Source organism: Rhizobium rhizogenes NBRC 13257, from assembly GCF_000696095.1.
Lineage (GTDB): Bacteria > Pseudomonadota > Alphaproteobacteria > Rhizobiales > Rhizobiaceae > Rhizobium > Rhizobium rhizogenes.
On the sequence record NZ_BAYX01000008.1, the window covers coordinates 291,323 to 315,501 of the forward strand.

The 24,179-nt window shown below is 59.8% G+C and carries 25 protein-coding genes; 12 read left to right on the forward strand and 13 right to left on the reverse strand.

The window, feature by feature from the left end:
• Positions 1-59: 59 nt before the first annotated feature.
• Positions 60-836, reverse strand: coding sequence for a bifunctional demethylmenaquinone methyltransferase/2-methoxy-6-polyprenyl-1,4-benzoquinol methylase UbiE (ubiE, locus tag RRH01S_RS20115; RefSeq protein WP_007702705.1), 777 nt, complete (start codon positions 834-836; stop codon positions 60-62).
• 247 nt (positions 837-1,083) lie between these two features.
• On the opposite strand from ubiE, the gene mutM reads away from it, so the two are divergent.
• The 5 genes from mutM to RRH01S_RS20140 all read left to right on the forward strand — a co-directional run bounded on the left by mutM (position 1,084) and on the right by RRH01S_RS20140 (position 6,899).
• On the forward strand, positions 1,084-1,974 hold the full coding sequence (mutM, locus tag RRH01S_RS20120) for a bifunctional DNA-formamidopyrimidine glycosylase/DNA-(apurinic or apyrimidinic site) lyase (RefSeq protein WP_007702702.1): 891 nt from the start codon (positions 1,084-1,086) through the stop codon (positions 1,972-1,974).
• A gap of 33 nt (positions 1,975-2,007) precedes the next feature.
• Positions 2,008-2,781 carry an enoyl-CoA hydratase gene (locus RRH01S_RS20125; protein ID WP_012650863.1) on the forward strand — a complete coding sequence of 258 codons (774 nt, stop codon included), beginning with the start codon at positions 2,008-2,010 and terminating at the stop codon, positions 2,779-2,781.
• Between the two features lie 192 nt (positions 2,782-2,973).
• On the forward strand, positions 2,974-3,249 hold the full coding sequence (gene rpsT, locus RRH01S_RS20130) for a 30S ribosomal protein S20 (protein WP_007702696.1): 276 nt from the start codon (positions 2,974-2,976) through the stop codon (positions 3,247-3,249).
• A gap of 874 nt (positions 3,250-4,123) precedes the next feature.
• Positions 4,124-5,674, forward strand: a complete 1,551-nt coding sequence (gene dnaA / locus RRH01S_RS20135; protein WP_007702681.1) for a chromosomal replication initiator protein DnaA — start codon at positions 4,124-4,126, stop codon at positions 5,672-5,674.
• Positions 5,675-5,816: 142 nt separating this feature from the next.
• Entirely contained in the window at positions 5,817-6,899 is a 1,083-nt protein-coding gene (locus tag RRH01S_RS20140; RefSeq protein WP_007702679.1) for a saccharopine dehydrogenase family protein, read from the forward strand.
• 5 nt (positions 6,900-6,904) lie between these two features.
• Here RRH01S_RS20140 and gcvA read toward each other — a convergent pair whose 3' ends face one another.
• Positions 6,905-7,801 carry a transcriptional regulator GcvA gene (gene gcvA / locus RRH01S_RS20145; RefSeq protein ID WP_012650864.1) on the reverse strand — a complete coding sequence of 299 codons (897 nt, stop codon included), beginning with the start codon at positions 7,799-7,801 and terminating at the stop codon, positions 6,905-6,907.
• A 151-nt stretch (positions 7,802-7,952) separates the two neighbouring features.
• Between gcvA and RRH01S_RS20150 the strand changes: the two genes are divergently transcribed.
• Positions 7,953-8,876 carry a DMT family transporter gene (locus RRH01S_RS20150; RefSeq protein ID WP_034520093.1) on the forward strand — a complete coding sequence of 308 codons (924 nt, stop codon included), beginning with the start codon at positions 7,953-7,955 and terminating at the stop codon, positions 8,874-8,876.
• Positions 8,877-8,981: 105 nt separating this feature from the next.
• Here RRH01S_RS20150 and hemW read toward each other — a convergent pair whose 3' ends face one another.
• Genes hemW through rph form a run of 4 tightly spaced genes read right to left on the reverse strand, consistent with a single transcriptional unit; the run spans position 8,982 to position 12,000 of the window.
• On the reverse strand, positions 8,982-10,175 hold the full coding sequence (hemW, locus tag RRH01S_RS20155) for a radical SAM family heme chaperone HemW (RefSeq protein WP_229202566.1): 1,194 nt from the start codon (positions 10,173-10,175) through the stop codon (positions 8,982-8,984).
• 19 nt (positions 10,176-10,194) lie between these two features.
• A complete protein-coding gene (gene rdgB, locus RRH01S_RS20160; RefSeq protein WP_012650866.1) occupies positions 10,195-10,839 on the reverse strand; it encodes an RdgB/HAM1 family non-canonical purine NTP pyrophosphatase in 645 nt (214 codons plus the stop codon).
• Positions 10,840-10,850: 11 nt separating this feature from the next.
• Entirely contained in the window at positions 10,851-11,264 is a 414-nt protein-coding gene (locus RRH01S_RS20165; protein ID WP_007695312.1) for a VOC family protein, read from the reverse strand.
• Positions 11,265-11,283: 19 nt separating this feature from the next.
• Positions 11,284-12,000 (reverse strand): ribonuclease PH, encoded by a 717-nt coding sequence (gene rph, locus RRH01S_RS20170; protein WP_007695314.1) that lies wholly within the window; start codon positions 11,998-12,000, stop codon positions 11,284-11,286.
• Positions 12,001-12,172: 172 nt separating this feature from the next.
• Here rph and hrcA point away from each other — a divergent pair, with 172 nt between their 5' ends.
• A complete protein-coding gene (hrcA, locus tag RRH01S_RS20175) occupies positions 12,173-13,261 on the forward strand; it encodes a heat-inducible transcriptional repressor HrcA (protein ID WP_007695316.1) in 1,089 nt (362 codons plus the stop codon).
• A 74-nt stretch (positions 13,262-13,335) separates the two neighbouring features.
• On the opposite strand, the gene RRH01S_RS20180 is transcribed toward hrcA, so the two are convergent.
• Positions 13,336-13,770, reverse strand: coding sequence for a GFA family protein (locus RRH01S_RS20180; RefSeq protein ID WP_007695318.1), 435 nt, complete (start codon positions 13,768-13,770; stop codon positions 13,336-13,338).
• 121 nt (positions 13,771-13,891) lie between these two features.
• On the opposite strand from RRH01S_RS20180, the gene grpE reads away from it, so the two are divergent.
• Entirely contained in the window at positions 13,892-14,617 is a 726-nt protein-coding gene (gene grpE / locus RRH01S_RS20185; protein WP_256367190.1) for a nucleotide exchange factor GrpE, read from the forward strand.
• Between the two features lie 90 nt (positions 14,618-14,707).
• Here the strand turns inward: grpE and ptsN are convergent, their stop codons facing one another.
• The 6 genes from ptsN to lptC all read right to left on the reverse strand — a co-directional run bounded on the left by ptsN (position 14,708) and on the right by lptC (position 20,016).
• Positions 14,708-15,172 (reverse strand): PTS IIA-like nitrogen regulatory protein PtsN, encoded by a 465-nt coding sequence (gene ptsN, locus RRH01S_RS20190; RefSeq protein ID WP_007695322.1) that lies wholly within the window; start codon positions 15,170-15,172, stop codon positions 14,708-14,710.
• 88 nt (positions 15,173-15,260) lie between these two features.
• Complete coding sequence (gene hpf / locus RRH01S_RS20195) at positions 15,261-15,836, reverse strand: ribosome hibernation-promoting factor, HPF/YfiA family (protein ID WP_007695324.1); 576 nt, start codon at positions 15,834-15,836, stop codon at positions 15,261-15,263.
• Positions 15,837-16,088: 252 nt separating this feature from the next.
• On the reverse strand, positions 16,089-17,648 hold the full coding sequence (gene rpoN / locus RRH01S_RS20200; protein WP_007695326.1) for an RNA polymerase factor sigma-54: 1,560 nt from the start codon (positions 17,646-17,648) through the stop codon (positions 16,089-16,091).
• 193 nt (positions 17,649-17,841) lie between these two features.
• Positions 17,842-18,612 carry an LPS export ABC transporter ATP-binding protein gene (gene lptB, locus RRH01S_RS20205; protein ID WP_110924646.1) on the reverse strand — a complete coding sequence of 257 codons (771 nt, stop codon included), beginning with the start codon at positions 18,610-18,612 and terminating at the stop codon, positions 17,842-17,844.
• A 55-nt stretch (positions 18,613-18,667) separates the two neighbouring features.
• Positions 18,668-19,333, reverse strand: a complete 666-nt coding sequence (locus RRH01S_RS20210; RefSeq protein ID WP_007695337.1) for an LptA/OstA family protein — start codon at positions 19,331-19,333, stop codon at positions 18,668-18,670.
• Positions 19,330-20,016 (reverse strand): LPS export ABC transporter periplasmic protein LptC, encoded by a 687-nt coding sequence (gene lptC / locus RRH01S_RS20215; RefSeq protein ID WP_007695339.1) that lies wholly within the window; start codon positions 20,014-20,016, stop codon positions 19,330-19,332. Before lptC ends, RRH01S_RS20210 begins: the two co-directional genes overlap by 4 nt.
• Before the next feature lie 330 nt (positions 20,017-20,346).
• On the opposite strand from lptC, the gene sppA reads away from it, so the two are divergent.
• The 4 genes from sppA to RRH01S_RS20235 all read left to right on the forward strand — a co-directional run bounded on the left by sppA (position 20,347) and on the right by RRH01S_RS20235 (position 24,178).
• Positions 20,347-21,303, forward strand: coding sequence for a signal peptide peptidase SppA (gene sppA, locus RRH01S_RS20220; RefSeq protein ID WP_007695348.1), 957 nt, complete (start codon positions 20,347-20,349; stop codon positions 21,301-21,303).
• A 27-nt stretch (positions 21,304-21,330) separates the two neighbouring features.
• Positions 21,331-21,639 (forward strand): integration host factor subunit beta, encoded by a 309-nt coding sequence (locus tag RRH01S_RS20225; RefSeq protein WP_007695350.1) that lies wholly within the window; start codon positions 21,331-21,333, stop codon positions 21,637-21,639.
• Positions 21,640-21,796: 157 nt separating this feature from the next.
• Positions 21,797-22,129 carry a LapA family protein gene (locus RRH01S_RS20230; RefSeq protein WP_034520100.1) on the forward strand — a complete coding sequence of 111 codons (333 nt, stop codon included), beginning with the start codon at positions 21,797-21,799 and terminating at the stop codon, positions 22,127-22,129.
• Between the two features lie 318 nt (positions 22,130-22,447).
• Positions 22,448-24,178 carry a methyl-accepting chemotaxis protein gene (locus RRH01S_RS20235; protein WP_042473926.1) on the forward strand — a complete coding sequence of 577 codons (1,731 nt, stop codon included), beginning with the start codon at positions 22,448-22,450 and terminating at the stop codon, positions 24,176-24,178.
• Position 24,179: the final 1 nt, after the last annotated feature.

Sequence of the window (24,179 nt, forward strand, 5' to 3'; positions counted from 1 at the left end):
GTCTCAAAATCTCGCAGGCTGCCAGCCGAAAACCGCGTCACATCTTTCGGTATCATGCGTCAGAGCTTCCAGCCGGAGTGCAGGGCGGCAATACCGCCGGTATAATTGGTGAAGTTCACGCGCGAAAAGCCGGCCTCGCGGATCATCGTCGCGAAATCCTGCTGGTTCGGGAATTTGCGGATCGATTCCACCAGATACTGGTAGGGCTCGGCGTCGCCGGTGATCGCCTTGCCGAATTGCGGAATGGCATTGAAGGACCAGGCCTCGTAGACGCGGTCTAGTAGCGGCAGGTCGACCTCGGAAAATTCCAGCACCAGCAGCCGGCCGCCGCGCTTCAGCACGCGATAGGCTTCCTTCAGCGCCACATCGATGCGCGGCACATTGCGGATGCCGAAGGCGATCGTATAGGCGTCGAAGGAGTTGGGCTCGAAAGGCAATTCCTCGGCATTGGCCTCGACGAAGGTGAGGTTGTCGGTCAGCTTCTTCTTCGCCGCGCGTTCGGCGCCGACGCCGAGCATCGAGCCGTTGATGTCGAGCACGGTCGCATGCGCCAACCGGTTCGAGGCTTCGACGATGCGGAAGGCGATATCGCCCGTGCCGCCGGCAACGTCTAGGACCTTGTAGCTCGGATCCTTGCGCGGATTGAGCGCCGAGATCATCGCGTCCTTCCAGGCCCGGTGCAGGCCCATGGACATGACGTCATTCATGATGTCGTAGCGCTTGGCAACCTTGTGGAACACCTCGTTGACGAGGCCCTGCTTCTCGCCATCGGCGACCTCGCGGAAGCCATAGGATGTTTCCATGCCGCCATCGGCGGAGGTGCGGCTTTCTGCCATCAGCTCAACTCCGTTACACTACAGCGCCGCGCGTCATATGTGACGCGCAAAGGTCGCCTTAGCACTTTAAATCTGCTGCATAATTTTATCCCTAAATCGATCCCGATTTCAGGAATTATGCAGTATTCAGCGACGGACCATAGCGAAATCGCGTTTGCCACGCTATCTCATCAGCCAGGTCACCGGCCGCAATGCCCTTGGGCTATAGCCCAGATCATAAGCGGTTGAAACATAAAGATGGATAGAGATGCCGGAATTACCAGAGGTCGAAACCGTCAGGCGTGGGCTTGCTCCGTCCATGGAAGGGGCGGTGCTTGCCGCGCTGGAACTGCGGCGCAACGACCTGCGCTTTCCCTTTCCGGCCGAGTTTTCACGCCTCGCCTCCGGTCGCGGCATCACGTCGCTGTCGCGCCGCGCGAAATATCTGCTGATCGATCTCGATGACGGCATGACGATCATCGCGCATCTCGGCATGTCCGGCTCCTTTCGCGTCGAAACCGGCGCGGTCGCAGAGACCCCGGGCGAGTTTCATCACCCGCGCTCCAAGGACGAAAAGCACGATCACGTCATCTTCCATCTGACGGGTGCCAACGGACCCGCGCGTGTCATCTATAACGATCCCCGCCGCTTCGGCTTCATGGATATTGCCAGGCGCGCCGATCTCGGCAGCCACCCGTCTTTTCGCGATCTCGGCCCGGAGCCGACCGGCAATACATTGAGTGCCGATTATCTGGCCGAGCGCTTCTCAGGCAAGGCGCAGCCGCTGAAAAGCGCACTGCTTGACCAGAAGAACATCGCCGGTCTCGGCAATATATATGTGTGCGAGGCGCTGTGGCGCTCGCATCTGTCGCCGGTGCGCGCCGCCGGCAGTTTGGTCACCCAGGCCGGCAGACCGAGCGAGGAATTGCTCCGGTTGGTCGAGGCGATTCGCGAGGTCATTGCAGACGCGATCGCGGCGGGCGGTTCGTCCCTGCGCGACCATATCCAGACGGATGGTTCACTTGGCTATTTCCAGCATTCTTTTTCCGTCTACGACCGCGAAGCCCAGCCTTGCGGCACGCCCGGCTGCGGCGGTACGGTCGCCCGCATCGTCCAGTCGGGCCGCTCTTCTTTCTATTGCGCGTCCTGCCAGACCTGATTGACCAGAGCTGATTGAACGGAGGAGAGACAGATGGCCTACGAAACCCTGATCGTCGAAACGCATGGAGCGGTCGGTCTCATCCGGTTGAACCGGCCGCAGGCGCTGAATGCGCTGAATTCGACCGTATTGACCGAGTTGAGGCAGGCCTATGCCGCCTTTCACGCCGATGATGCCATCGGCGCGATCGTGCTCACCGGCTCGGAAAAGGCCTTTGCCGCCGGCGCCGATATCAAGGAGATGCAGCCGCTCGACTTCGCCGATGTCTACAAGGGCGATTTGATGAGCGGCTGGGACGAGATCGCCAAGGCCCGCAAGCCCGTCATCGCCGCCGTCAGCGGTTTCGCGCTCGGCGGCGGCTGCGAACTCGCCATGATGTGCGACTTCATCATTGCCGCCGATACGGCGAAGTTCGGCCAGCCGGAGATCACGCTCGGCATCATCCCCGGCATGGGCGGCTCGCAGCGCCTGACGCGCGCTGTCGGCAAGGCCAAGGCGATGGACCTGGTTTTGACCGGCCGGATGATGGATGCGGCCGAAGCGGAGCGTTCCGGCCTGGTGTCCCGCATTGTGCCGGCCGACAAGCTGATCGATGAGGCGCTCGCCGCCGCCGCCAAGATCGCTTCGCTGTCGCGCCCCTCGGTGCTGATGGCCAAGGAGGCCGTCAACCGGGCGCTGGAGACGACGCTGGAAGAGGGGCTGCGCTTCGAGCGCCGGCTCTTCCACAGCCTGTTTGCCACCGAGGATCAGAAGGAAGGCATGGCGGCTTTCATCGAGAAGCGCAAACCCGTCTTCAAGAACAGGTGAAGGCAAGATTCCGGAATTGCACGGGTTCTGCAAGAATCCGCGTTGACGTCGTCGCTCATTCCAGCTATATGCCCGCCACAGTTTGGAAAGCCGATCTGGTTTTCCGCAATTGCTCCCGCATTGCTGGATGAAGTGGCCGCAGGGCCCGCGCTGCACTGACGGAGTTATGTTCGAATTCTAAGAGAGGCATACATGGCCAATACCAGCTCGGCGAAAAAAGCGACCCGCAAGATCGCCCGCCGCACCGAAGTCAACAAGGCTCGTCGCTCGCGCGTTCGCACTTTCGTCCGTCAGGTCGAAGAAGCCATCGCATCGGGTGACGCTACCCTGGCGAAGGAAGCCTTCCTCGCAGCGCAGCCGGAACTGGCTCGCGCCGCCACCAAGGGCGTCCTGCATGCCAACACCGCTTCGCGCAAAGTTTCGCGTCTTGCCAAGCGTGTGAAGGCGCTTTCGGCTCCGACCGCGTAATATTTCGTTAAAGATTCAGTCGTTAGACTTAAGCCCGGCCTTTGTGCCGGGCTTTTTGGATTCTGCCAAATTGCTTCATTTTGCTAAAATGTAGCCGGCTGACCATGTCAATGACATGACAGAAATATACATTTTAAAACAGTGGGTTACAGCAGGTTATCCCAACGCCGGGTGATCTGCGTGATACGTTGCCGGCTCATGAGTGAGTCAAGGGATTTTTTATTTTTTTTGTTTTTAAACCCCAGGGAATCGCACTGAACGGGAATCTCCTTGATTCAAAAGCGATTCTTTTTTGACGGGCTTGTGACAGTCAAAAACGGCCTCCCGAGTCAATGGCTGCCTCTTAATTTTGTGTAAAATTCATCGTTGATATCCGCCTTCGATCCTGCCTAAATGGCTTTCAACAAGGGGCGCGGACATCACCTTCAACGGCTTCGGCGAACACTGCCACTAAAGGCGGCGTGGGTGGTTTTTGTCTCTTGTGACGGAGCGGTTCAGTTCCGTTTTTTCAAACAGTTGATGAGTTGAGGCCGCAAGCGGTAACGCCGGCGGAACGAGGAAGCTTGTCTGCCTTTGCAGTCTAAGTCCCAAGCGTGACTGCAGGGGAGGGGAGAAAAATTGACAGCCGTTTTGGCGCAGCCGGTCGGAATACGAGGACCGCACGACTGCTCCAGATAAAGATGCCAGGACGGGAACTGCTCAAGCAGTCGTTTTCGTCAGGGCATTTGCGTCAGGTCCGTTTGGCTGGACCCGGCTGATGAACCGGTATGCGGCGAAGCTCACAACAACGAGCGCGATTGTCATATCATGGCATAGACCCAAGGGCGGCGGCGGAATTTCCGCCCTATAAAAAGAAACTGTGGAAGGCGGCATTATGCAGATAAATACGAGGACGACGGGTGCGTTGGAGAATGGGGACAATGCACCGCAGGCGTTCAGTGCGGTTTGCCTTGAAGCGGGGGAAAAAGGGGAGATGCAGCATAACGTATTGTTCGAGCGTGTCAGTGCGCGCTTGAAGGCTCAGGTCGGTCCGGATGTTTATGCCAGTTGGTTTGCACGGCTTAAGCTGCATTCGGTATCGAAGAGCGTCGTTAGGCTGACCGTTCCGACAACATTTCTGAAGTCCTGGATCAACAATCGTTATCTTGATCTCATCACCAGCCTGTTCCAGGCCGAAGATGCGGAAGTCCTGAAGGTTGAAATTCTGGTTCGCACCGCGACCCGTCACGCTGCAAAGCCTTGCGCGGATGAGCAGGTCGTCGTTCCAGACTCGACCGCCGTGGCGCCAATCCGTCGCACGACGGCCCAGCCCGCCGGTCAGATCGTGGCGCATGCTGTGAGCGCGGCTGCCGCTGCCCGGCCGGCGACGATGGGCTCGCCGCTGTTCGGCTCGCCGCTCGATTCCCGCTTTACCTTCGACACCTATGTCGAGGGCAGCTCGAACCGGGTAAGCCTTGCCGCCGCCAAGACCATCGCGGAAGCCGGTTCCGGCGCCGTGCGGTTCAATCCGCTCTTCGTTCACTCGACGGTCGGTCTCGGCAAGACGCATCTGCTGCAGGCGATTGCCAATGCGGCCGTGCAGAACCCGCGCAACCTGCGCGTTGTCTATCTGACTGCGGAATACTTCATGTGGCGCTTTGCCACCGCCATTCGCGACAACGACGCGCTGACGCTGAAGGATTCGCTGCGTAACATCGATCTTCTGATCATCGACGACATGCAGTTCCTGCAGGGCAAGATGATCCAGCATGAGTTCTGCCATCTGCTGAACATGCTGCTCGACAGCGCCAAGCAGGTCGTCGTTGCCGCCGACCGTGCGCCTTGGGAGCTGGAATCGCTCGATCCGCGCGTTCGCTCGCGCCTTCAAGGCGGCGTCGCCATCGAAGTCGAGGCGCCGGACTATGAGATGCGTCTTGAAATCCTCAAGCGCCGTCTGGAGGCTGCCCGTCTGGAGGATCCGTCGCTGGAAATCCCGGCCGAACTCCTCTCGCATGTCGCCCGCAACGTCACGGCAAGCGGTCGTGAGCTGGAAGGCGCCTTCAACCAGCTGATCTTCCGCCGCTCTTTCGAGCCCAACCTGACGGTCGAGCGCGTCGACGAGCTGCTGGCCCATCTGGTCGGCTCCGGCGAGCCGCGTCGCGTCCGCATCGAGGACATCCAGCGCATCGTGGCACGTCACTACAACGTCTCGCGCCAGGAGCTGGTTTCCAACCGCCGTACCCGCGTCATCGTCAAGCCGCGCCAGATCGCCATGTATCTGTCGAAGACGCTGACGCCGCGCTCCTTCCCGGAGATTGGCCGTCGCTTCGGCGGTCGCGACCACACGACGGTTCTGCATGCCGTGCGCAAGATCGAGGAGCTGATTTCGGGCGACAGCAAGCTGTCGCATGAGATCGAGCTGCTGAAGCGCCTGATCAACGAATAGTTCGCGATATCGAGCGATTGATAGACGGCCGGCTTCATCGCCGGCCGTTTTCATTTATGCGGCCTTTATTCTATAAATATCTGAAATGCTGAGTCGGATGCCCGGCTTCCGGCGGCCGGCGATGCCAAGGGGGAGCGTATCGATGGGCTTTGACAGAATTGCCGTTCTCGGTCTCGGCAAGGTTGGGCGGCTTGCCGCCACATTGCTGCATGAAAGCGGCTTTGCCGTCACCGGTGTCGATGCGCGCCTGCCTGCGGAAACTCTGCCTTTTGCCTGCGAAACCGGCGATGTCTCCGATCCGGCACTGATCGGCAATCTCTTTTCCCGCGTCGATGCCGTGCTCTCCTGCCTGCCCTTTCACCTGAACGCCGCGTTGGCGAAGCTGGCCCATGACGCTGGCATTCACTATTTTGACCTGACAGAGGACGTGCCGACCACGAATGGCATCATCGAGCTTGCAAAGAGCGCTCGTGGCCTGATGGCGCCGCAATGTGGCCTCGCGCCCGGTTTCATTGGTATCGTCGGCGCGAGCCTTGCCGATGGCTTCGATCGCTGCCGCTCGATCCGCATGCGGGTCGGCGCGCTTCCGCAGAATCCGACGGGATTGCTGGGCTACGCCTTCAACTGGTCGCCGGAAGGCGTGGTCAACGAATATCTGAACGATTGCGAGGTCATCGAGGGCGGCGTGCGCAAGCTGGTCTCGCCGATGGAGTGGCACGAGACGCTCTATGTCAACGGCGTCAAGCTTGAAGCCTTCACCACCTCGGGCGGCCTTGGGACCATGTGCGCCACCATGCTCGGTCGCGTGGAAAACCTCGATTACAAGACTATCCGCTATCCCGGCCATATGGAGCTGATGAATTTCTTCTTCCACGAGCTGCTGATGCGTGACCGCCGCAAGCTTGCCGGCGAGATCCTGACCGAGGCGAAGCCGCCGGTCGATGACGATGTCGTCTATGTCCACGTCTCGGCGGAAGGCACGATCAACGGCAATCTGCGCCGCAAGGAGTTCGTGCGCGCCTATTATCCGATCGAGATCGCCGGCGAGAGCCGTACCGCCATTTCCTGGACCACCTCGGCCTCTGTCGTTGCCGTTATCGAACTGGTGCGTGCCGGCCGGCTGCCCTCGACCGGCTTCCTGCACCAGGAGCATATTCCGCTCGATATGTTTTTGGAGACGCGGACCGGCAGTTTGTTCAAGGGCGGCGCCACCCATCTCGGGTGATACGCCTATACCGGCGGCGTTGTGCGCGAAACCTCGGAAAACAGCCAGGCGCGGAAGGCGGCGATGGCCGGCCGTTCCAATGCCGCCGGCGGATAGACCAGATGATAGGCCAGCGTGCTTGCGAGCCCAATGGGGAAGGGCGCGACAAGCGTGCCGTCAACCAGTTCCTGTTCGATGAAGGAGCGGCGCATTAGCGCGATGCCAAGCCCGGCCTTCATGGCGTGATAGGCGCCCATGCCGTCGGTGAAGATCGGACCCCGCGTGGCGTCGACTTTCGTCGCGCCCGCCGCCTCCAGCCAGAGCTGCCAGTCGCGCCGATAGACGTCATGGATCAAGGTCAGGCTGGCCAGCGCATCGGCCGGAGGCGAGGTGCCGAGGGCGGCTGCGATCTCGGGCGTACACACCGGTACATATTGGTCGTCGAGCAGCCTCTCGCTCGCCAGCCCTTCATAACCGCCAAGGCCGTGGCGAATGGCAATGTCGATGCCGTCGCGCTGGAAATCCATCGTCCGATACGAGGCGCTGATGCGCAGATCGATGTCGGGATGGGCCTGCTCGAAACGCAGGAGCCGCGGCACCAGCCAGTGGGTGGCGAAGCCGGCAGTGCAGGTGACGGTCAGCACCGTATCTCGTGCCCGCATGGTCAGCGCCGTCGTTGCTTCACGTATCAGGCGGAAAGCAGTGCGCAGCGTTGCGAAATAATCCGCACCCTCGGCCGTCAATGCCAGACTGCGGGCACGGCGCTCGAAAAGCCGGACGCCAAGCGCTGTTTCGAGATCGCGCACTTGCAAGCTGACCGCGCCGGGCGTCACATGCAGCTCCCTGGCGGCGAGCGTCATGCTCAGATGCCGGGCCGAAGCTTCGAAGGCGCGCAACGCCGAAAGGGAGGGAAGTTGATCCATGACGATTGAGTATAACTAAACCATCGAGTGAGAAAGATTCGCTTGTCAGAGCCTTATGATCGCGAGATCATTCCATTAAACTCGATGGTTGGCAAGAAATTGCATTTCAGCACTCATCGAGAATAACTCAATAGCGGGGAAGGATATCAGGATGGCGCAGAAATCGATGGGCGCGGCGGAGTGGGGCATGCTGCTGGGATTGTCGGTCCTCTGGGGCGGCTCGTTTCTGTTCAACGGCATCCTGGTGCATGAGTTGCCACCCTTTACCATCGTCACCGCGCGTGTCGCCTTGGCGGCGGTCGCCCTGCATGTCATCGTGCGGATGACCGGGCAGGCAATGCCGCGCGACCGTCAGGCCTGGGCCGCCTTCTTCGGCATGGGGTTCCTCAACAATGTCATTCCCTTCCTGCTGATCGTCTGGGGACAGACGCATATCGCCAGCGGTCTCGCCTCGATCCTCAACGCGACCACACCGCTCTTTGCGGTCGTGGTGGCGCATTTCCTGACGGCGGACGAGAAAATGACCGGCAATCGCCTGATCGGCGTCATCGTCGGCTTTGCCGGCGTGGCGCTGATGATCGGTCCGTCGGTGCTGAGCAGCCTCGGCTCGAACGTGCTGGCGCAGCTTGCCGTGCTGGGCGCTGCCTTCACCTATTCGCTCGCCGGCATCTTCGGCCGCCGCTTCCGCCGCATGGGCCTGGCGCCGATTATCCCCGCGGCCGGGCAGGTGACGGCCTCGACCATCCTGCTGCTGCCGGTTGCCCTCTTCGTCGATCATCCGTGGACGCTGGCGCTGCCTTCGACTGAAACCTGGCTGGCGCTGGCCGGCCTGGCGATCCTCTCGACCGCGATCGCCTATGTCCTGTTCTTCCGCATCCTGGCGACGGCGGGCGCCACCAACCTGATGCTGGTCACTTTCCTCATTCCGGTCAGCGCCATCCTGCTCGGCGCACTGTTTCTCGGGGAGCAATTGCAGCTGAAGCACTTTATCGGCATGGCAATGATCGCCGTCGGCCTTGCGGCGATCGACGGGCGGTTGTTTACCCTCTCCTCGAGGGGGAGGGTCGGCACGTAGTGCCGGGGTGGGGTGATTGCAGCACGCACTGAGGCATAATTTTGTCCCCAGGGATCACCCCCACCCGCCGCTTTGCGGCGACCTCCTCCCTCAAGGGGGAGGTGATTAACGCGCCAGATCCGCAACCACGGAATCGAGGATGAGCATCCCCGCCGGGGTACAGCGCAGGCGAGAATTGCCGAGACGCTCGATGAAGCCGTGTTCCAGCAGGAATTCCTCGCGCGCCTGATCGGGCTCACGGCCGGAAAGCTGCTGCCAGCGGACGAGATCGATACCTTCTTTCAGGCGCAGGCCCATCAGCAGCAATTCGTCGGCCTGTTCGTCGTCGCCGAGCATTTCCTGATCGGCGATGCCGTGGCCGTCGCGTTCGACCAGTTCCAGCCACGCCTCCGGCTTGCGCTCGGTGGCGGTCGCCAGTTTCTTCGGGCCGAGGGTCAGGCGGCCATGGGCGCCCGGACCGATGCCGGCATAGTCGCCATAGCGCCAATAGGTGAGGTTATGGCGGCTCTCTGCGCCCGGACGGGCATGGTTGGACACTTCATAGGCCGGCATGCCCTCGCGCTCGGTGATCTCTTGTGTTGCCTCGTAGAGCAGCGCCGACTGGTCGCCGTCCGGTACGATCAACTTGCCCGCCTTATGCAGGCCGTAGAATGGCGTGCCTTCCTCGATGGTGAGCTGGTAGAGCGAGAGATGGTCGACGGCATAGGAGATCGCCTCCTTCAGCTCGCGCTCCCATTCCTCGACGGTCTGGTTCGGGCGGGCATAGATGAGGTCGAAGGACATGCGCGGAAAGATATCGCGCGCCAGCTTGATCGCTTTCAGCGCGTCGGCGACATTGTGCAGGCGACCGAGGAATTTCAGATCGCGGTCGTTCAGTGCCTGCACGCCCATCGATACGCGATTGACGCCGGCGGCGCGATAGCCGCGGAAACGCTCGGCCTCGACGCTGGAAGGATTGGCCTCCATGGTGATCTCGATACCATCTGGCACATGCCAGTGCTTGGCGATGCCGTCGAGAACCGCACCGACCGTCTCCGGCTTCATCAGCGAAGGCGTGCCGCCGCCGAGAAAAATGCTGGTCACGGTCTTCGGGCCGCCGATCGCCCGCATCGACGCCATCTCCTTCAGGAAGGCGGCTGTGAAGCGCTCCTGATCGACGGGCTGATGGCGGACGTGGCTGTTGAAATCGCAATAGGGACATTTGGCCGCGCAGAAGGGCCAATGCACATAGACGCCGAAGCCGGGTTCACCGGTGTCGGGCAGCAATTGCGCCTCATGCGTCATGTCTTGCGGTTCCATGATGTCCACAGGCTTGAGCTTACGCCTCCAGACAGGTTTCGACAAAGAGCTTGAAAGCCCGGGCGCGGTGCGAGAGCGCCTGCGCGTCGCCCGGCTTCCAGCCATGCTTCTCTTCGGCACTCATCTCGCCAAAGGTCGTCTCATAGCCCTTGGGCTGGAAGATCGGGTCATAGCCGAAGCCCTGTGTGCCGCGCGGCGGCCAGGCAACGGTGCCCTCGACTTCGCCGCGGAAAAGTTCGGTATGTCCATCCGGCCAGGCCAGGCAAAGCACACTGACGAAACGTGCGGTGCGGCTTTCCGGCGTGGTGGCGCCGACCTTTTCCAATGCGGTCTCGACCTTCTGCATCGCCATGGCGAAATCGCGGGTGCCGTCAGCCGTTTCCGCCCAGTTGGCGGTATAGACGCCGGGATCGCCACCGAGTGCGTCGATCACCAGACCGGAATCGTCCGACAATGCCGGCAGGCCGGAGGCATTGGCCGAGGCGAGCGCCTTGATCGTCGCATTTTCCTCGAAGGTCGTGCCGGTCTCGTCCGGCTCGATGAAATTGAGATCGGCGGCTGATTTGGCGGTAAAGCCGAACGGGCCGATCAGATCCTCGATTTCACGGATCTTGCCCGCATTGTGGCTGGCGACGACGATGGTCTTTGTTTCGAGCTTGCGCATATCCTGTCCTGTCAGATGCCCCAGATCCGGGGTTCGGCGCATTCCAGGCTGTTGCCGGCCGGGTCGCGGAAATAGATCGAGCGGCCGCCATTCGGCCAGTGAAAATCGGCTTCAATAACGACGCCGGCGGCTTTCAGTCTCTCCGCCGTCGCCTCGATATTGTTGCCGCTAACCCGGAAGCAGACGTGACCATGGCCCGTCGTGCCATGCGGGGGCACAGGCAGGGCGCCCGGTTCCGGCGGCTTCACCGTCTCGGCCGAATTGAAGATCAACAGCACACCCGGCCCGCAGCGATAGAAGACATGACGGTTACCGCCGCGCGCGATCTTCTCGAGCCCGAGTATGCCGCCATAAAAAGCTTCGGCGGCATCGAGATCATCGGCATAGACAGCGGTTTCGAGAATGCCTTCCAACGACGGGTTCATCGGCTGATCGTTTCTTTGGTCAGGCGATCGCCTGCTTCTGCAGCTCCACCAGCTCGGCAATGCCGTTCTTGGCGAGATGCATCAGGGTGGTGAATTCCTCTTCGCTGAAGGGCGTGCCTTCGGCTGTACCCTGGATCTCGACGATGCCCCCCTTGCCGGTCATGACGAAGTTGGCGTCGGTCTCGGCGGATGAATCCTCGAGATAGTCGAGGTCGATCACCGGCTGGCTGGCGAAGATGCCGCAGGAAATGGCGGCGATATGATCCTTGAGCACGCGCTCGACCTTGATCATGTTGCGGCTTTCCATCCACTTCAGGCAGTCGTAAAGCGCGATCCAGGCGCCGGTAATCGAGGCCGTGCGCGTGCCGCCATCGGCCTGGATGACGTCGCAGTCGATGGTGATCTGGCGCTCGCCGAGCTCCTTCAGGTCAACGACGGCGCGCAGCGACCGGCCGATAAGGCGCTGGATTTCCTGTGTGCGGCCACCCTGCTTGCCGGAAGCGGCTTCGCGCTTCATGCGTTCGCCGGTGGCGCGCGGCAGCATGCCGTATTCGGCCGTGACCCAGCCCTTGCCGCTGTTGCGCAGCCATGGCGGGGTTTTTTCTTCCAGGCTTGCCGTGCAGAGCACATGCGTATCGCCGAACTTCACCAGGCAAGAGCCTTCCGCATGCTTGGAAAAATTGCGCTCGAACGAGACCTTGCGCATCTGGTCGGTTTTTCTGCCTGAAGGCCGCATTCTACTCTCCTGAACGTTTATCGACCGCTTCTACGATCCACCGGCAGCTTTTGCAAAGGAAAAGCAGGCTGAAAGACCCGGATATGGCGGTGTTGGCATTTTTCCCTTTTGCCAATGCTAACTGAATGATTATATTTTAACTGAGGTTCAACAGAAGGGGTCTGACAGCGAAATGGGGTTCACGACATCGTCGGTTACGGATGCCATTGCAGCGCTGGACGAACGCTCGAAAGAAATCTTCCGTCGCATCGTCGAAGGCTATCTAGAAAATGGCGAGCCGCTTGGCTCGCGCAATCTCTCGCGCCTGCTGCCGATGTCGCTGTCGCCGGCCTCGGTGCGCAACGTCATGAGCGATCTGGAAGAGCTCGGGCTGATCTATTCGCCGCATATCAGCGCTGGCCGCCTGCCGACGCAGATTGGTCTGCGCTTTTTCGTCGATGCCTTCATGCAGGTTGGCGATCTCTCGGCCGAGGACCGGGCCACCATCGACCGGCAGGTGCGCGGCAGCAATCGCGACCAGCCGATGGAATCGGTCATGACCGAGGCGAGCCGCATGCTCTCGGGCATTTCGCGCGGCGCCGGGCTGGTGATCACCTCGAAGAACGATCCGGTGCTGAAGCATGTCGAATTCATCCGCCTGGAGCCGACCAAGGCGCTCGCGGTGCTCGTCGGTGATCATGACCAGGTGGAAAACCGCATCATCGAGCTGCCGGCCGGCATCACCTCTTCGCAATTGACGGAAGCCGCGAATTTCCTCAACGCCCACATGACCGGCCAGACCTTGCCGGACCTGCGCCGTCAGTTGCTGACGTTGAAGGAGAGCGTACGCCACGAACTGGATACGCTGTCGCATGAGCTGGTCGAGCGCGGGATCGCCGTCTGGTCCGGTGGCGAGGACGAGGGCAAGCCGACGCAGCTGATCGTGCGCGGCCACGCCAATCTGCTGACTGAAGTCGGCGGCGCCGAGGATCTCGACCGGCTGCGCCTACTGTTCGACGATCTTGAAAAGAAGGACAGTCTGATCGAGATCCTGAACCTGGCCGAAAGCGGCCCGGGCGTACGCATCTTCATCGGCTCGGAAAACAAGCTTTTCTCGCTCTCCGGCTCGTCGTTGATCGTCGCGCCCTATCGCGATGACGACGACCGCATCATCGGCGCCGTCGGCGTCATCGGCCCGACACGGCTGAACTATGCCCGCATCGTGCCGATGGTGGACTATACGGCCCAGCTGTTTTCCCGGATGTCGCGGCCCGGGCTTTGACGAAAGACGCTCTGATCGTTCGAATCTGGAATATCCCATCCGCTTTCAGGTCATTTCGCCGAAAGCGGGATGCCCTAGTCCGGAAGCAAGGTTCCGGATCCACCCATTTCCGCCGGCATGTCCTTTTGCTTCGGCAGGCCGTCCCTCAGGTGTAACACGGTGTTTTCGTAGTTGACATGAAGCGCCGGCTGAAAGTCGAGTGTGGGAATGATGGCAGCGTAGACGTCGGTTACGCCCCACAAAGGATGCTCGGTCAGCAGATGGCCGCCGCAAATCTCGCACCATTTGCGCACACTCGTTGCACTTCTCTGGTAACTGCTGACATGATCGGCGCCCTTGGTGACGTGGACGGCTTGCGGCGGCCAGAGTGAGAAGGCGTTGACCGGCCCGGCCGACCATTCCCGGCAGGAGTCGCAATGGCAATAGCCCATTGCCGCCGGCTCGCCACTGACTGCGATTTCCACCGCGCCGCAGAAACATTTGCCCGAATGAGATTTGCCGTTGGACATGGATCACACCTCGCGCCGTATTGAAACGGTGTTAACTATACCGGGAAAAGGTCGCAGATAGTAGAGGCCTCAACGGAGGAGGCGTTCTCACCCGATTGGTATTCGTACAAAAACGGCCGGAATGCCCGGAATCGGCTGTTCTTCGCGACAAAGCCTTGATTTTTTCCGGCCAAACCTCGATATCGGGCACATTCAAAAGACAAACAATTCGGAGACCGTCATGACCGACGAAACAACGAAAACCGGACCTGACGCCACGGCGGCCGACCTCGCGCAAGATGTCGCGGACACCGTGGAGACGACGGCTGAAACTCAAGAGCCGGATCCGGTCGAGCTGCTGAAGGCCGAAAATAGCGATCTGCGCGACCGCTACCTGCGCCTTGCCGCCGACATGGACAATCTGCGTCGCCGCACCGAGCGCGAAATCAAGGACGCCAAGTCCTATTCCGTCGCCGGCTTTGCCCGCGACATGCTTGCCGTATCGGACAATCTGCGCCGCACGCTGGACGCCATTCCGGCGGAACTCCGCGACGATGCCGGCCTGAAGACGCTGATCGAAGGCGTGGAGATGACCGAACGTTCCATGCTGTCGGCGCTGGAACGCCATGGCGTGCGCCAGATCGAGCCGGTCGGCCAGAAGTTCGATCCCAACTTCCATCAGGCGATGTTCGAAGTGCCGAACTCGGAAGTCCCGAACAACACCGTCGTTCAGGTGGTGCAGGCCGGCTTCGTCATCGGCGAGCGCGTTCTGCGCCCGGCCATGGTCGGCGTCGCCAAGGGCGGCCCTAAGCTTGCGGAAGTCTCCGAGCTGGGCTCCAACAGCCCGTTCGACGAAAAAGACGCCTGAGCCTAAAAGACATACCCAAAAGCAAGGGCCGGATGATGGAAGATCATCCGGCCCTTGCTTTTTTGTGTTCCAAATTCAGTTCACGCGCGCTCACGCGGCGTTGGATGCCTGTTCCTCATTGAGGAAGGCGTAGATCGCCGAGGCGGAATCCGTGGCGCGCAGCTTGGCGACGAGATCCTGGTCGCGCAGCACGCGCGCTATGCGCGACAGCGCCTTGAGATGGTCGGCGCCGGCGCCCTCAGGCGCAAGCAGCAGGAAGACGAGATCGACCGGCTGGTCGTCCAGCGCCTCAAAATCGACGGACGCTTCCAGGCGCGCGAAAATACCGATGATGGACTTGATGCTATTGAGCTTGCCATGCGGGATGGCGATGCCATTGCCGACGCCGGTGGAGCCCAGGCGTTCGCGCTGCAGCACGACGTCGAAGATTTCGCGTTCGGGCAGTCCGGTCAACTTGGAGGCCTTGGCTGCCAGTTCCTGAAGCAGTTGTTTCTTGGAATTTGCCCTCAAGGCGGGGATGATCGCATCTTGGTGCAGCAAATCTGCCAATGCCATTCTCTTTATCCTTCGTGTCGCCGAGATCCAATGACGGAGGAGCGGCGGCCGACTGACATGGTGCAGGGCCGCCACTCATCTTCTTTTCTCAGCTTTTGATATTGGCTGCGTCTATCCAGCCAATGTTGCCGTCCTGACGACGGTAAACGATGTTCAGATGGTCCTTGCCGGGGCTGCGGAAGAGCAGCAACGGCTCGTCGGTCATGTCGAGCGCCATCACGGCGGTCGCGACCGACATGGTCTTTAGCTGTTTCGTGCTTTCGGCAACGATTGCCGGCGCGAAATCGGCTGCGATTTCCTCGTCGTCGTCTGACATGCCGTCCATGACGGTATAGGCGACTTCGATATGGCCGTTCGCGTGGCTCGCGGCCTGATGATCTTTCAGTTTGCGCTTGTAGCGGCGCAGGCGCTTTTCGATGCGTGCGGACGCGGCGTCAAACGCCAATTGCGGGTCCATCGCCTCGCCGGCGGCATGCAGAACGACGCCACTGTCGAGATGAAGCTTGCAATCGGCTGTGAAGCGGGAACTGGATTTCTGTACCGTCACTTGGCCTGAATACCCCCCGTCGAAGTATTTTGTCACGGCCATACCGATCTGGTCCTCAATCCGCTGACGGAAGGAGTCACCAATTTCCATATGTTTACCGGAGACACGCACACTCATGGAGTTTCCCTTCTTGTCGTGGTTATTGCGCGTACCAGTTTACGCCAAGCCTCAAGCTCATCCAAGCACTTCACGCGCTCAAAGACAAATTGCGTTTATGCGGGGCCTTTGGGATGATGGGGATAAGTTCATGGTCGTGCCGTCGTCCTGCACCGATTGCGGCGGGCTTCTAGCCCCGCCACATTGGAAAGTCAACTGCGTCTTAACGGTCCGTTAGGAAATCTGCAATTTCAGATTGAGCTTGAGCGGCGGCTAAAAGCTGGCAACCTTTGCAATCGCCCGCTTCTCCCGTCGGCGCTGCACGGAGGAAGGGATGTTCATCGCCTCGCGGTATTTTGCAACCGTTCGGCGAGCAAGCTCTATGCCGCCCTTCTTCAGCGTATCGACGATATCGTCGTCGGAAAGGACAGTATCCGGGCTTTCGTGCGAGATCAGCAGGCGGATCTTGTGCCGTACCGCCTCGGCGGAATGGCTGTCGCCGCCCTCGACGGCGCTGATTGAGACGGTAAAGAAATATTTGAGCTCGAACAGTCCGCGCGGCGTCAGCATGTATTTATTCGAGGTCACGCGACTGACGGTGGACTCATGCATCTTGATGGCGTCCGCCACGGTCTTCAGATTGAGCGGTCGCAGATGGTCGACGCCGTGGATCAGGAAGGCGTCCTGCTGCCGGACGATCTCGCTCGCCACCTTCATGATGGTCTTGGCGCGCTGATCCAGACTGCGCGTCAGCCAATTGGCGTTCTGCAGACATTCTGACAGGAAGGCATGGTCCTGGCTCGTCTTGGTGACGGAGGCGAAATAGGACTGATTGACGAGAACGCGCGGCAGCGTGTCGGGATTGAGCTCCACCAGCCAGCTGCCGTCGGAGGCGGGGCGCACGACGATATCGGGCGTGATCGCCTCGGATATGCCGGTCTCAAAGCCGCTGCCGGGCTTCGGGTTCAACTGGCGGATCTCGCCCATCATGTCGAGCAGATCTTCCTCGTCGACGCCGCAGAGACGCTTCAGCGTCGCGAAATCGCGGCGGGCGAGAAGCTCGAGGTTCTGGATCAGCCGCTCCATGGCCGGATCGAAACGATCCTTCTGCCGGAGCTGGATTGCCAGGCACTCGCTGAGGGAGCGGGCAAAGACGCCGGGAGGGTCGAGCTGCTGCAATACGTCAAGCACCCGTTCGACATCGCCAAGCGTCGTGCCGAGGCGATCCGCCGTCTCGCGCAAGTCAACCTGTAGATAGCCGCAGTCGTCGAGCTGGTCGACGAAATGCTGGGCGATCAGCCGATCGGCCATCGCCGGCAAGGAGAAGGGGATCTGTTCGTTGAGGTGGTCGCGCAGCGAGATCTGGCCGGCGACGAAATCGTCAAGATCGTAGCTTTCGCCGGCCTCGCCGCCGGGCATGGATTTCCATTGGCTCAAAAGCTCGGGCGCATCGGCGCGCTGCGCGGTGCTGTCGTCGGGATAGACATTGCTGAAATTGGTGTCGAGTTCGTCGTTCAGCCGGTCGGCATGGCCGGTGTTTTCGCTCTCGTACCAGTCGCTTTTCAGGTCGCCGCTATTGTGGTCGGCGCCATCGTCGCCACGGCTTTCCTCCGCTGCATCGTATCGTTCGTCCTTCGCCTCGCGCTCGCTGCCATTGCCTATATCCTCGTCATTTGACGTAAATTCGAGCAGCGGATTCTTTTCGACTTCCTGGGCGATGAACTGGGTGAGCTCAAAATGCGTCATCTGCAGCAACTGGATGGATTGCATCAGTTGCGGTGTCATCACCAGGCTTTGGCTTTGGCGCAGGAAAAGATTGGCCGATAATGCCATGGCGGACGCGGGACTCCCCTTGATCTTTTCGAAAGTCCGCGTTTTTTTAGAAAAAAAGCCGCAGAGTTCCAACTGGCCCAAAAATTGCTTTTTTATTGGGTTTGGTCAAGCGGAACTGTAGCGGGAAGATGAATTTCCGGAGCGCTACGCTGTTTGGCAACGCGAGAACACGCTCCGGTCAAATCCTAGACTATCAAAGGCTGAAATTGTCGCCAAGATAGAGTTTTCGTACTTCCGGATTGCTGACGATATCGTTGGCCCTGCCATGGGTCAGCACTTCGCCGGCATGGATGATATAGGCGCGGTCGATGAGGCCAAGCGTCTCGCGGACATTGTGGTCGGTGATCAAGACGCCGATGCCGCGCGCCGTCAAATGATGCACGAGGTTCTGGATGTCGGCGACCGAGATCGGGTCGACGCCGGCAAAGGGTTCGTCGAGCAGCATGAAGGTCGGGTCGGTCGCCAGTGCGCGAGCGATTTCCAGACGCCGCCGCTCGCCGCCGGACAGCGCGATCGCCGGCACCGTGCGCAGATTGCGGATGTGGAATTCCTCAAGCAGCTCGTCGATCTTATGCTCGCGCTTCTGCTTGTCCTTTTCGTGGACTTCGAGCACGGCGCGGATGTTCTCCTCCACCGTCAGACCACGGAAAATCGAGGCTTCCTGCGGCAGATAGCCGACGCCAAGACGGGCGCGACGATACATCGGCATCGAGGTGACATTGTTGCCGTCGATCTCGATGGTGCCCTCATCGACGGGCACCAGCCCGGTGATCATGTAGAAACAGGTCGTCTTGCCGGCGCCGTTCGGCCCAAGCAGGCCGACAGCCTCGCCACGCCGTACCACCAGCGAGACGCCGTTGACGACGCGCCGGGTGCGGTAGGTCTTGGTGAGGCCGCGCGCGATCAGGGTACCCTGATAACGCGCCTTATCGGCGGTCGGTGAACCGGATGCCGCGCTGGGCAACCCGGTCGCGCCGGGCAAGGGGGAGGTTGTCGATGTCGTCACGAGCTGGCCAGAATCAATTCTTTTTTTGCTGTTGCTGCTGCACTTGCTGCGACTTCGGGTCGAGCTGAATCTGGACGCGGCCACCGCAGGCATCCAGTTGCGCTTCGCCCGTCGCCATGTGCACGGTCAGCTGGCAGCCGGTGAAAACATTCGGCCCATCGGTCAACACGACCTTCTGACCCTTGAGGACTGCAAGCTGGTTTGCCATGTCGAAGGAGCCGTCATCCGCCGTCGCCGTCTGTGTGCCGGAGACGAGGTAGACCTTGTTGGTGACCAGAATGTGGTCGATATTGGCATCGCCGGAGACCAGCGACTGGTTCTGTTCCTTGGCGGCCTTTGCGACCGGATTGTCGGTCGCCGGCTTGGCGGCGGCATCGGCGGCGGGCTGCTTCTTCTTGTAGAAGACCGTCATCTTACCGGCCTGCATCGTCGTCGTGCCCTGGACAACCTTGACGTTGCCGGTAAAGACCGCCTGACTTTCGGCGTCGTGGATTTCCAGCTTGTCGCTTTCGATCTGGATCGGCTGGTCGCTGGAAAGGGCGAGGCCAGGCATCTTGCTCGTCGTCGTCTGGGCGTCAGCGCCGGGCGCGGCTAAAAATGCCAGCGCACCGAAAGCACAGAGAAGACCCGCCTTGCGCAGGTTGGAGTTAAAAAGGGAGTGTTGCCAATCGTTTATCATGAACCGCCCGGCCGTTGTTCGCTAGCTTTATTGTGGAGTGTGGTCGGATCAATATTCATCCGAACCTGTCCGTCGAATTCGATTACGCTCCCCTTATCCGTCATCTTGAGCGACTGCGCAACAACCGACATGCCGCCTCTGTAGATTGCAACCTGATCCTGGCTGGAGAGGTCGCCCTTCTTGACGTCGAGGAAGGCAGTCCGGAATTCGGCGCGCAAACCATTGTCCATCAGAATGGTAAAGGGATCGGTGAGCTTCAGCGTGTCGGCCTGGCGGTCGAAATCCGCACTCTCGGCCGTCACATGTGCGATTACGTCGCTGTTGACCGGCATGGAGGCCTTGATGGACTTGAGCGTGATCATGTTCGGATTTTTGATATCCTGCAGCGCCTTCTCGGCGAGCATGGAATAATTGATGCCGTCCTTGTTACGGCCGGCGATGGCGGGACGTTCCATCACGACCTTGCCGTCTTCGATTCTCGCCCCTTCGATCTGGATGTTTTCCGGCAAATAGGCGCGGACCAGCGAGACGGCAATGAAGATCAACGAAACGATCAGAGCGGCCAGCGGGAGGAATAGCTTCAGCTTGCGCACGCGCGTGGAATGAAAGATCGCGTCCTTATACGCGTTCCTTTCCAGCTCGGAGCCGATCGCTTGGCCGGTGGTCTCGATAGTATTGAGCATGCAACAGGTCCGTGTTCTCTAGATCCGGAAAACTGCATTGGGTTATGCACAGACTGTGCCAACAAGCCCGCCGGATCGTTTCGCATTATTGCATTGGCTTGCCAATATGGATTTTTTTCCGCGCCTGAGGAAATTTAGCAGAAAAACATAATGGGTGCCTGTTTCATCGGATCGGGTGACGCCCTATCTGACGAAGCACTGGACAAAAGTCCCGATATATAATCTCAACAAAGACAGCCAGCATATTCGCGAAGGATTGTGCCGGTTTCAAGGTATTATATATCCGGTTGTAGCATGCCCAGTTTACGACAAGGGGAGAGATAAGGCGTCATGGACAGTTCTGCAATCGCAGACCGGCGGCAATTGCGCCGCAAACTTGGCTTTTGGCGCATCATCGCCGTTCTTCTCCTGGTGGGGCTTGGTTTTGCTCTATACCGTTTCTTTGCGGCCGACCTGCCGGATACGCGCGGGCCGCAGATCGCCCGTGTCGCTATTTCCGGTCTCATCCAGGATGATAGCGAGCTTCTGGAGCGGCTGAAGAAGATCAAGGACAATGATCAGGTCAAGGCGCTGATCGTGTCGATCTCGTCGACCGGCGGCACGACCTATGGTGGAGAGCGGATATTCAAAGCCATCCGCGCCGTCGCCGCCAAGAAGCCCGTTGTTTCCGATATCCGCACCGTGGCTGCCTCCGCCGGCTATATGATCGCCACGGCCGGCGATGATATCGTCGCAGGCGACACTTCGATCACCGGCTCGATCGGCGTCATCTTCCAGTATCCGCAGGCGAAAGACCTGCTCGACAAGCTCGGCGTCTCGCTGGAGGATATAAAGTCGTCGCCGATGAAGGCCGAGCCGTCGCCGTTCCATCCGCCGAGCGAGGACGCCAAAAACATGATCCGCAACATGGTGATGGACAGCTACGGCTGGTTCGTTGATCTTGTCGCCGATCGCCGCAAGCTGCCGCGTGAAGAGGTGCTGAAGCTTGCGGACGGCAGCATTTTCACCGGCCGCCAGGCGTTGCAGAACAAGCTGATCGATACGCTCGGTGGCGAAGACGAAATTCGTGCCTATCTCGATACACGCAAGGTCAACAAGGACCTGCCGATCGTCGATTGGAAGGCCGAGAACAAAACCTCGTCTTTCTTTTGGCCGGGCGCGGCTTCCTGGTTGCTAAATCTCTTCGGTTATGATGATTTTGTGAAGGGAGAGGGCTTCCAGAAAATGATGACAGAGAAGTTGTTTCTTGACGGCCTGCTTTCTGTTTGGCAGGGTGCAGCCAATTGATAAATCAATGATTTAAGGGGGCAAACCGTGATCAAGTCGGAATTGGTGCAGATTGTTGCGGCGCGTAACCCACATCTCTATCACCGCGACGTCGAAAATATCGTCAATGCCGTCCTCGACGAGATCACTGATGCGCTCGCCGCCGGTAACCGGGTAGAGCTACGCGGCTTCGGCGCGTTTTCCGTCAAGAACCGTCCCTCGCGCTCCGGCCGCAACCCACGCACCGGCGACACCGTGTTCGTCGAGGAAAAATGGGTTCCCTTCTTCAAGACGGGCAAGGAACTGCGCGAACGCCTCAATCCCGGTGCCGGCGACGAAGACGACGACGACAATTAAGCGTCGTTTTGAACGATGTCCCTCGTGGATATCCCCGGTGGACATCATCGTGCCGCAACCTGGTGGCACTTGAACTCGGCCCAGTCTTTATTAATTCTGCGGCTAGAGGCGAGATGAGTGCAGTGCACGAAGGCGCTGGGATACAGGAGCGTGCGCAATGACCAAGAAGATCATCAATCTGCTGATATTGCTGCCGCTCGGCATCATCCTGATCGTCTTCTGCGTCGCCAACCGGCAATCCGCCACGCTTGCGCTCAATCCGTTCAGGCCCGAGGACCAGGTGCTTTCGCTGCATGCACCGCTGTTCGTGCTGCTATTCGTCGCACTGATCCTGGGCATGATAGTTGGCGCGGCGGTTACCTGGGTCAACCAGGGTAAACACCGCAAGCGCGCCCGCAATCAGTCGCGCGAAGCCGTGCACTGGCATGCCGAAGCCGACAAACATCGCAGCCGCGCCGAACAGATCGCCGGCCAGCTTCCCTCGAAGTGACCACCGCCGTTTCCATGCTCTTTGCCCTGTCGAGGGTATAGCAAGGTATCGCGTCAACGATTGGCGGCATAGCGCGCTCTGGACCAGCCAGAGTGCAAGAGCACGCTATACACTTTGCGTAGCGCTATCCATTTCATGCAGGCAATTTCCTGAAGAGAGCCAAGCTTAGGGAGCGATTAATCTTCGTGACCCAATCAGCTGGGGCGGTAAATTCCAAAGATGTCGCGGCAAGAATGACGATTGCCGGCAAGCCGTCTTTTCAATTTCACATTGCCTCGGGCGCACGATGAACGTGCAGCGGCATCAGGAGACAATCCGATGAAAGCAATATCATTGAATTTTGGTTCCGACTCGGCGGGAGTGCTCGCCGCGATGGACAAATCCTTGGCCATCATCGAATTCGATGTGACCGGGAAGATCTTGACAGCAAACGCGAATTTCTGCCGCACGATTGGCTATGAGCTCCCGGAAATCGTTGGACAACAGCATCGCATGTTCGTCGCGCCGGCTGAAGTCAGTTCGCCTGACTATTCCGAATTCTGGGCTAAGCTCGGACGGGGTGAATTCGACAGAAGGCAATACAAACGCATCGGCAAGGGCGGCAGGGAGATCTGGATCGAGGCCTCCTACAATCCGATTTTCAAGTATGGAAAACCTTACAAGGTCGTCAAAGTCGCGACCGACATAACGGCCGAAAAGCTCAAGAGCATCGAGGATGCCGGCAAGCTGAATGCCCTGTCGCGCTCGCAGGCCGTTATCGAGTTCACGCCGGATGGCCGCGTCCTCGCCGCGAATGCAAACTTTCTGGCGACGATGGGCTACGAGCTGTCGGAGATAGACGGCAAGCATCATTCGTTGTTCTGCGATGGCACCTACGCTGCCAGTGAGAGCTATCGTCAATTCTGGCAGCGGCTGGCCAAGGGCGAATTTATCGCCGACGAGTTCATGCGTATCGGCAAGGGTGGCCGGAGGATCTTCATCCAGGCGTCGTACAATCCGATTTTCGACATGGACAACAGGGTCTTCAAAGTCGTCAAATTCGCGACCGATGTGACCGGCCGCGTCAACAATGTCGAACAGCTCGGTGGGGCGCTCAAGCGCATGTCGGACGGCGATCTGACACAACACCTCGACATACCCTTCATTCCGACCCTGGACAAACTCCGCCTGGACTTCAACGGTGCGGTTGGAAAGCTTCGGGATGCCATGCGGTCGGTGGCAGAAGCCGTCGGGGCAATCTCCGCCGGCGCGCAAAAGATTCATGTGGCGACTGACGACATCTCGATGCGATCGGAACAGCAGGCGATGTCCGTCGAGGAAACCGCCGCGGCACTCGAGGAAATCACCACGACCATCGCCGATTCCAGCCATAATGCCGAGGATGCCGGGCAACTCGTTCGCGACACGCGCGATACCGCAATCCGTTCCGGAATGGTCGTACGGTCCGCCATCGATGCCATGGCTAGGATCAAGTCCTCATCCGAGGAAATATCCAATATCATTGGTGTCATCGACGAGATTGCCTTTCAGACCAACCTGCTGGCGCTGAATGCCGGTATCGAGGCCGCGCGTGCCGGTGATGCCGGCAAGGGCTTCGCCGTTGTTGCCCAGGAAGTGCGCGAACTGGCGCAGCGCTCGGCAAAGGCAGCGAAGGAAATCGGCGGCTTGATTGCGTTGTCGCAGGGCCACGTAAAAAGCGGTGTAGCGCTGGTGGCGGAGACCGGCACAACCTTGCAGACGATCGAATCGCAGGTTGAGCAGGCAAACAAAAATGTCTCCGCCATCGTTGAGGTCGCGAAAGAACAGGCGGTAACGCTCCGAGAAGTCAATGGTGCGGTCACGATCCTGGATAGGGGCACGCAGCAGAATACGGCTCTGGTTCAGGAATCCGCCGTCGCGGCGCGCAGCCTGTCCGCCGAAGCCGACGAGCTCTTCGAGCTGTTGAAACTGTTCACACTCGAAGCGCGTGTGGCATCATCATCGGCAACACAAGGCCCTGCCGCAATATCGAAGAACGGCGATTGGCCGTTTCGTCGATTGGCAGGCTGAT

Coding starts and splice junctions, on each gene's coding strand:
- rpsT (WP_007702696.1), top strand. CDS start 2,974: ATGGCCAATACCAGCTCGGCGAAAAAAGCGACCCGCAAGATCGCCCGC.
- RRH01S_RS20165 (WP_007695312.1), bottom strand. CDS start 11,264: ATGAACCCGTCGTTGGAAGGCATTCTCGAAACCGCTGTCTATGCCGAT.
- lptC (WP_007695339.1), bottom strand. CDS start 20,016: ATGCTCAATACTATCGAGACCACCGGCCAAGCGATCGGCTCCGAGCTG.
- dnaA (WP_007702681.1), top strand. CDS start 4,124: ATGCAGATAAATACGAGGACGACGGGTGCGTTGGAGAATGGGGACAAT.
- RRH01S_RS20150 (WP_034520093.1), top strand. CDS start 7,953: ATGGCGCAGAAATCGATGGGCGCGGCGGAGTGGGGCATGCTGCTGGGA.
- ubiE (WP_007702705.1), bottom strand. CDS start 836: ATGGCAGAAAGCCGCACCTCCGCCGATGGCGGCATGGAAACATCCTAT.
- ptsN (WP_007695322.1), bottom strand. CDS start 15,172: ATGGCATTGGCAGATTTGCTGCACCAAGATGCGATCATCCCCGCCTTG.
- RRH01S_RS20230 (WP_034520100.1), top strand. CDS start 21,797: ATGACCAAGAAGATCATCAATCTGCTGATATTGCTGCCGCTCGGCATC.
- rpoN (WP_007695326.1), bottom strand. CDS start 17,648: ATGGCATTATCGGCCAATCTTTTCCTGCGCCAAAGCCAAAGCCTGGTG.
- grpE (WP_256367190.1), top strand. CDS start 13,892: ATGCCCGGAATCGGCTGTTCTTCGCGACAAAGCCTTGATTTTTTCCGG.
- RRH01S_RS20235 (WP_042473926.1), top strand. CDS start 22,448: ATGAAAGCAATATCATTGAATTTTGGTTCCGACTCGGCGGGAGTGCTC.
- rph (WP_007695314.1), bottom strand. CDS start 12,000: ATGCGGCCTTCAGGCAGAAAAACCGACCAGATGCGCAAGGTCTCGTTC.
- RRH01S_RS20140 (WP_007702679.1), top strand. CDS start 5,817: ATGGGCTTTGACAGAATTGCCGTTCTCGGTCTCGGCAAGGTTGGGCGG.
- gcvA (WP_012650864.1), bottom strand. CDS start 7,801: ATGGATCAACTTCCCTCCCTTTCGGCGTTGCGCGCCTTCGAAGCTTCG.
- hpf (WP_007695324.1), bottom strand. CDS start 15,836: ATGAGTGTGCGTGTCTCCGGTAAACATATGGAAATTGGTGACTCCTTC.
- hrcA (WP_007695316.1), top strand. CDS start 12,173: ATGGGGTTCACGACATCGTCGGTTACGGATGCCATTGCAGCGCTGGAC.
- RRH01S_RS20180 (WP_007695318.1), bottom strand. CDS start 13,770: ATGTCCAACGGCAAATCTCATTCGGGCAAATGTTTCTGCGGCGCGGTG.
- hemW (WP_229202566.1), bottom strand. CDS start 10,175: ATGGAACCGCAAGACATGACGCATGAGGCGCAATTGCTGCCCGACACC.
- RRH01S_RS20125 (WP_012650863.1), top strand. CDS start 2,008: ATGGCCTACGAAACCCTGATCGTCGAAACGCATGGAGCGGTCGGTCTC.
- sppA (WP_007695348.1), top strand. CDS start 20,347: ATGGACAGTTCTGCAATCGCAGACCGGCGGCAATTGCGCCGCAAACTT.
- RRH01S_RS20210 (WP_007695337.1), bottom strand. CDS start 19,333: ATGATAAACGATTGGCAACACTCCCTTTTTAACTCCAACCTGCGCAAG.
- rdgB (WP_012650866.1), bottom strand. CDS start 10,839: ATGCGCAAGCTCGAAACAAAGACCATCGTCGTCGCCAGCCACAATGCG.
- mutM (WP_007702702.1), top strand. CDS start 1,084: ATGCCGGAATTACCAGAGGTCGAAACCGTCAGGCGTGGGCTTGCTCCG.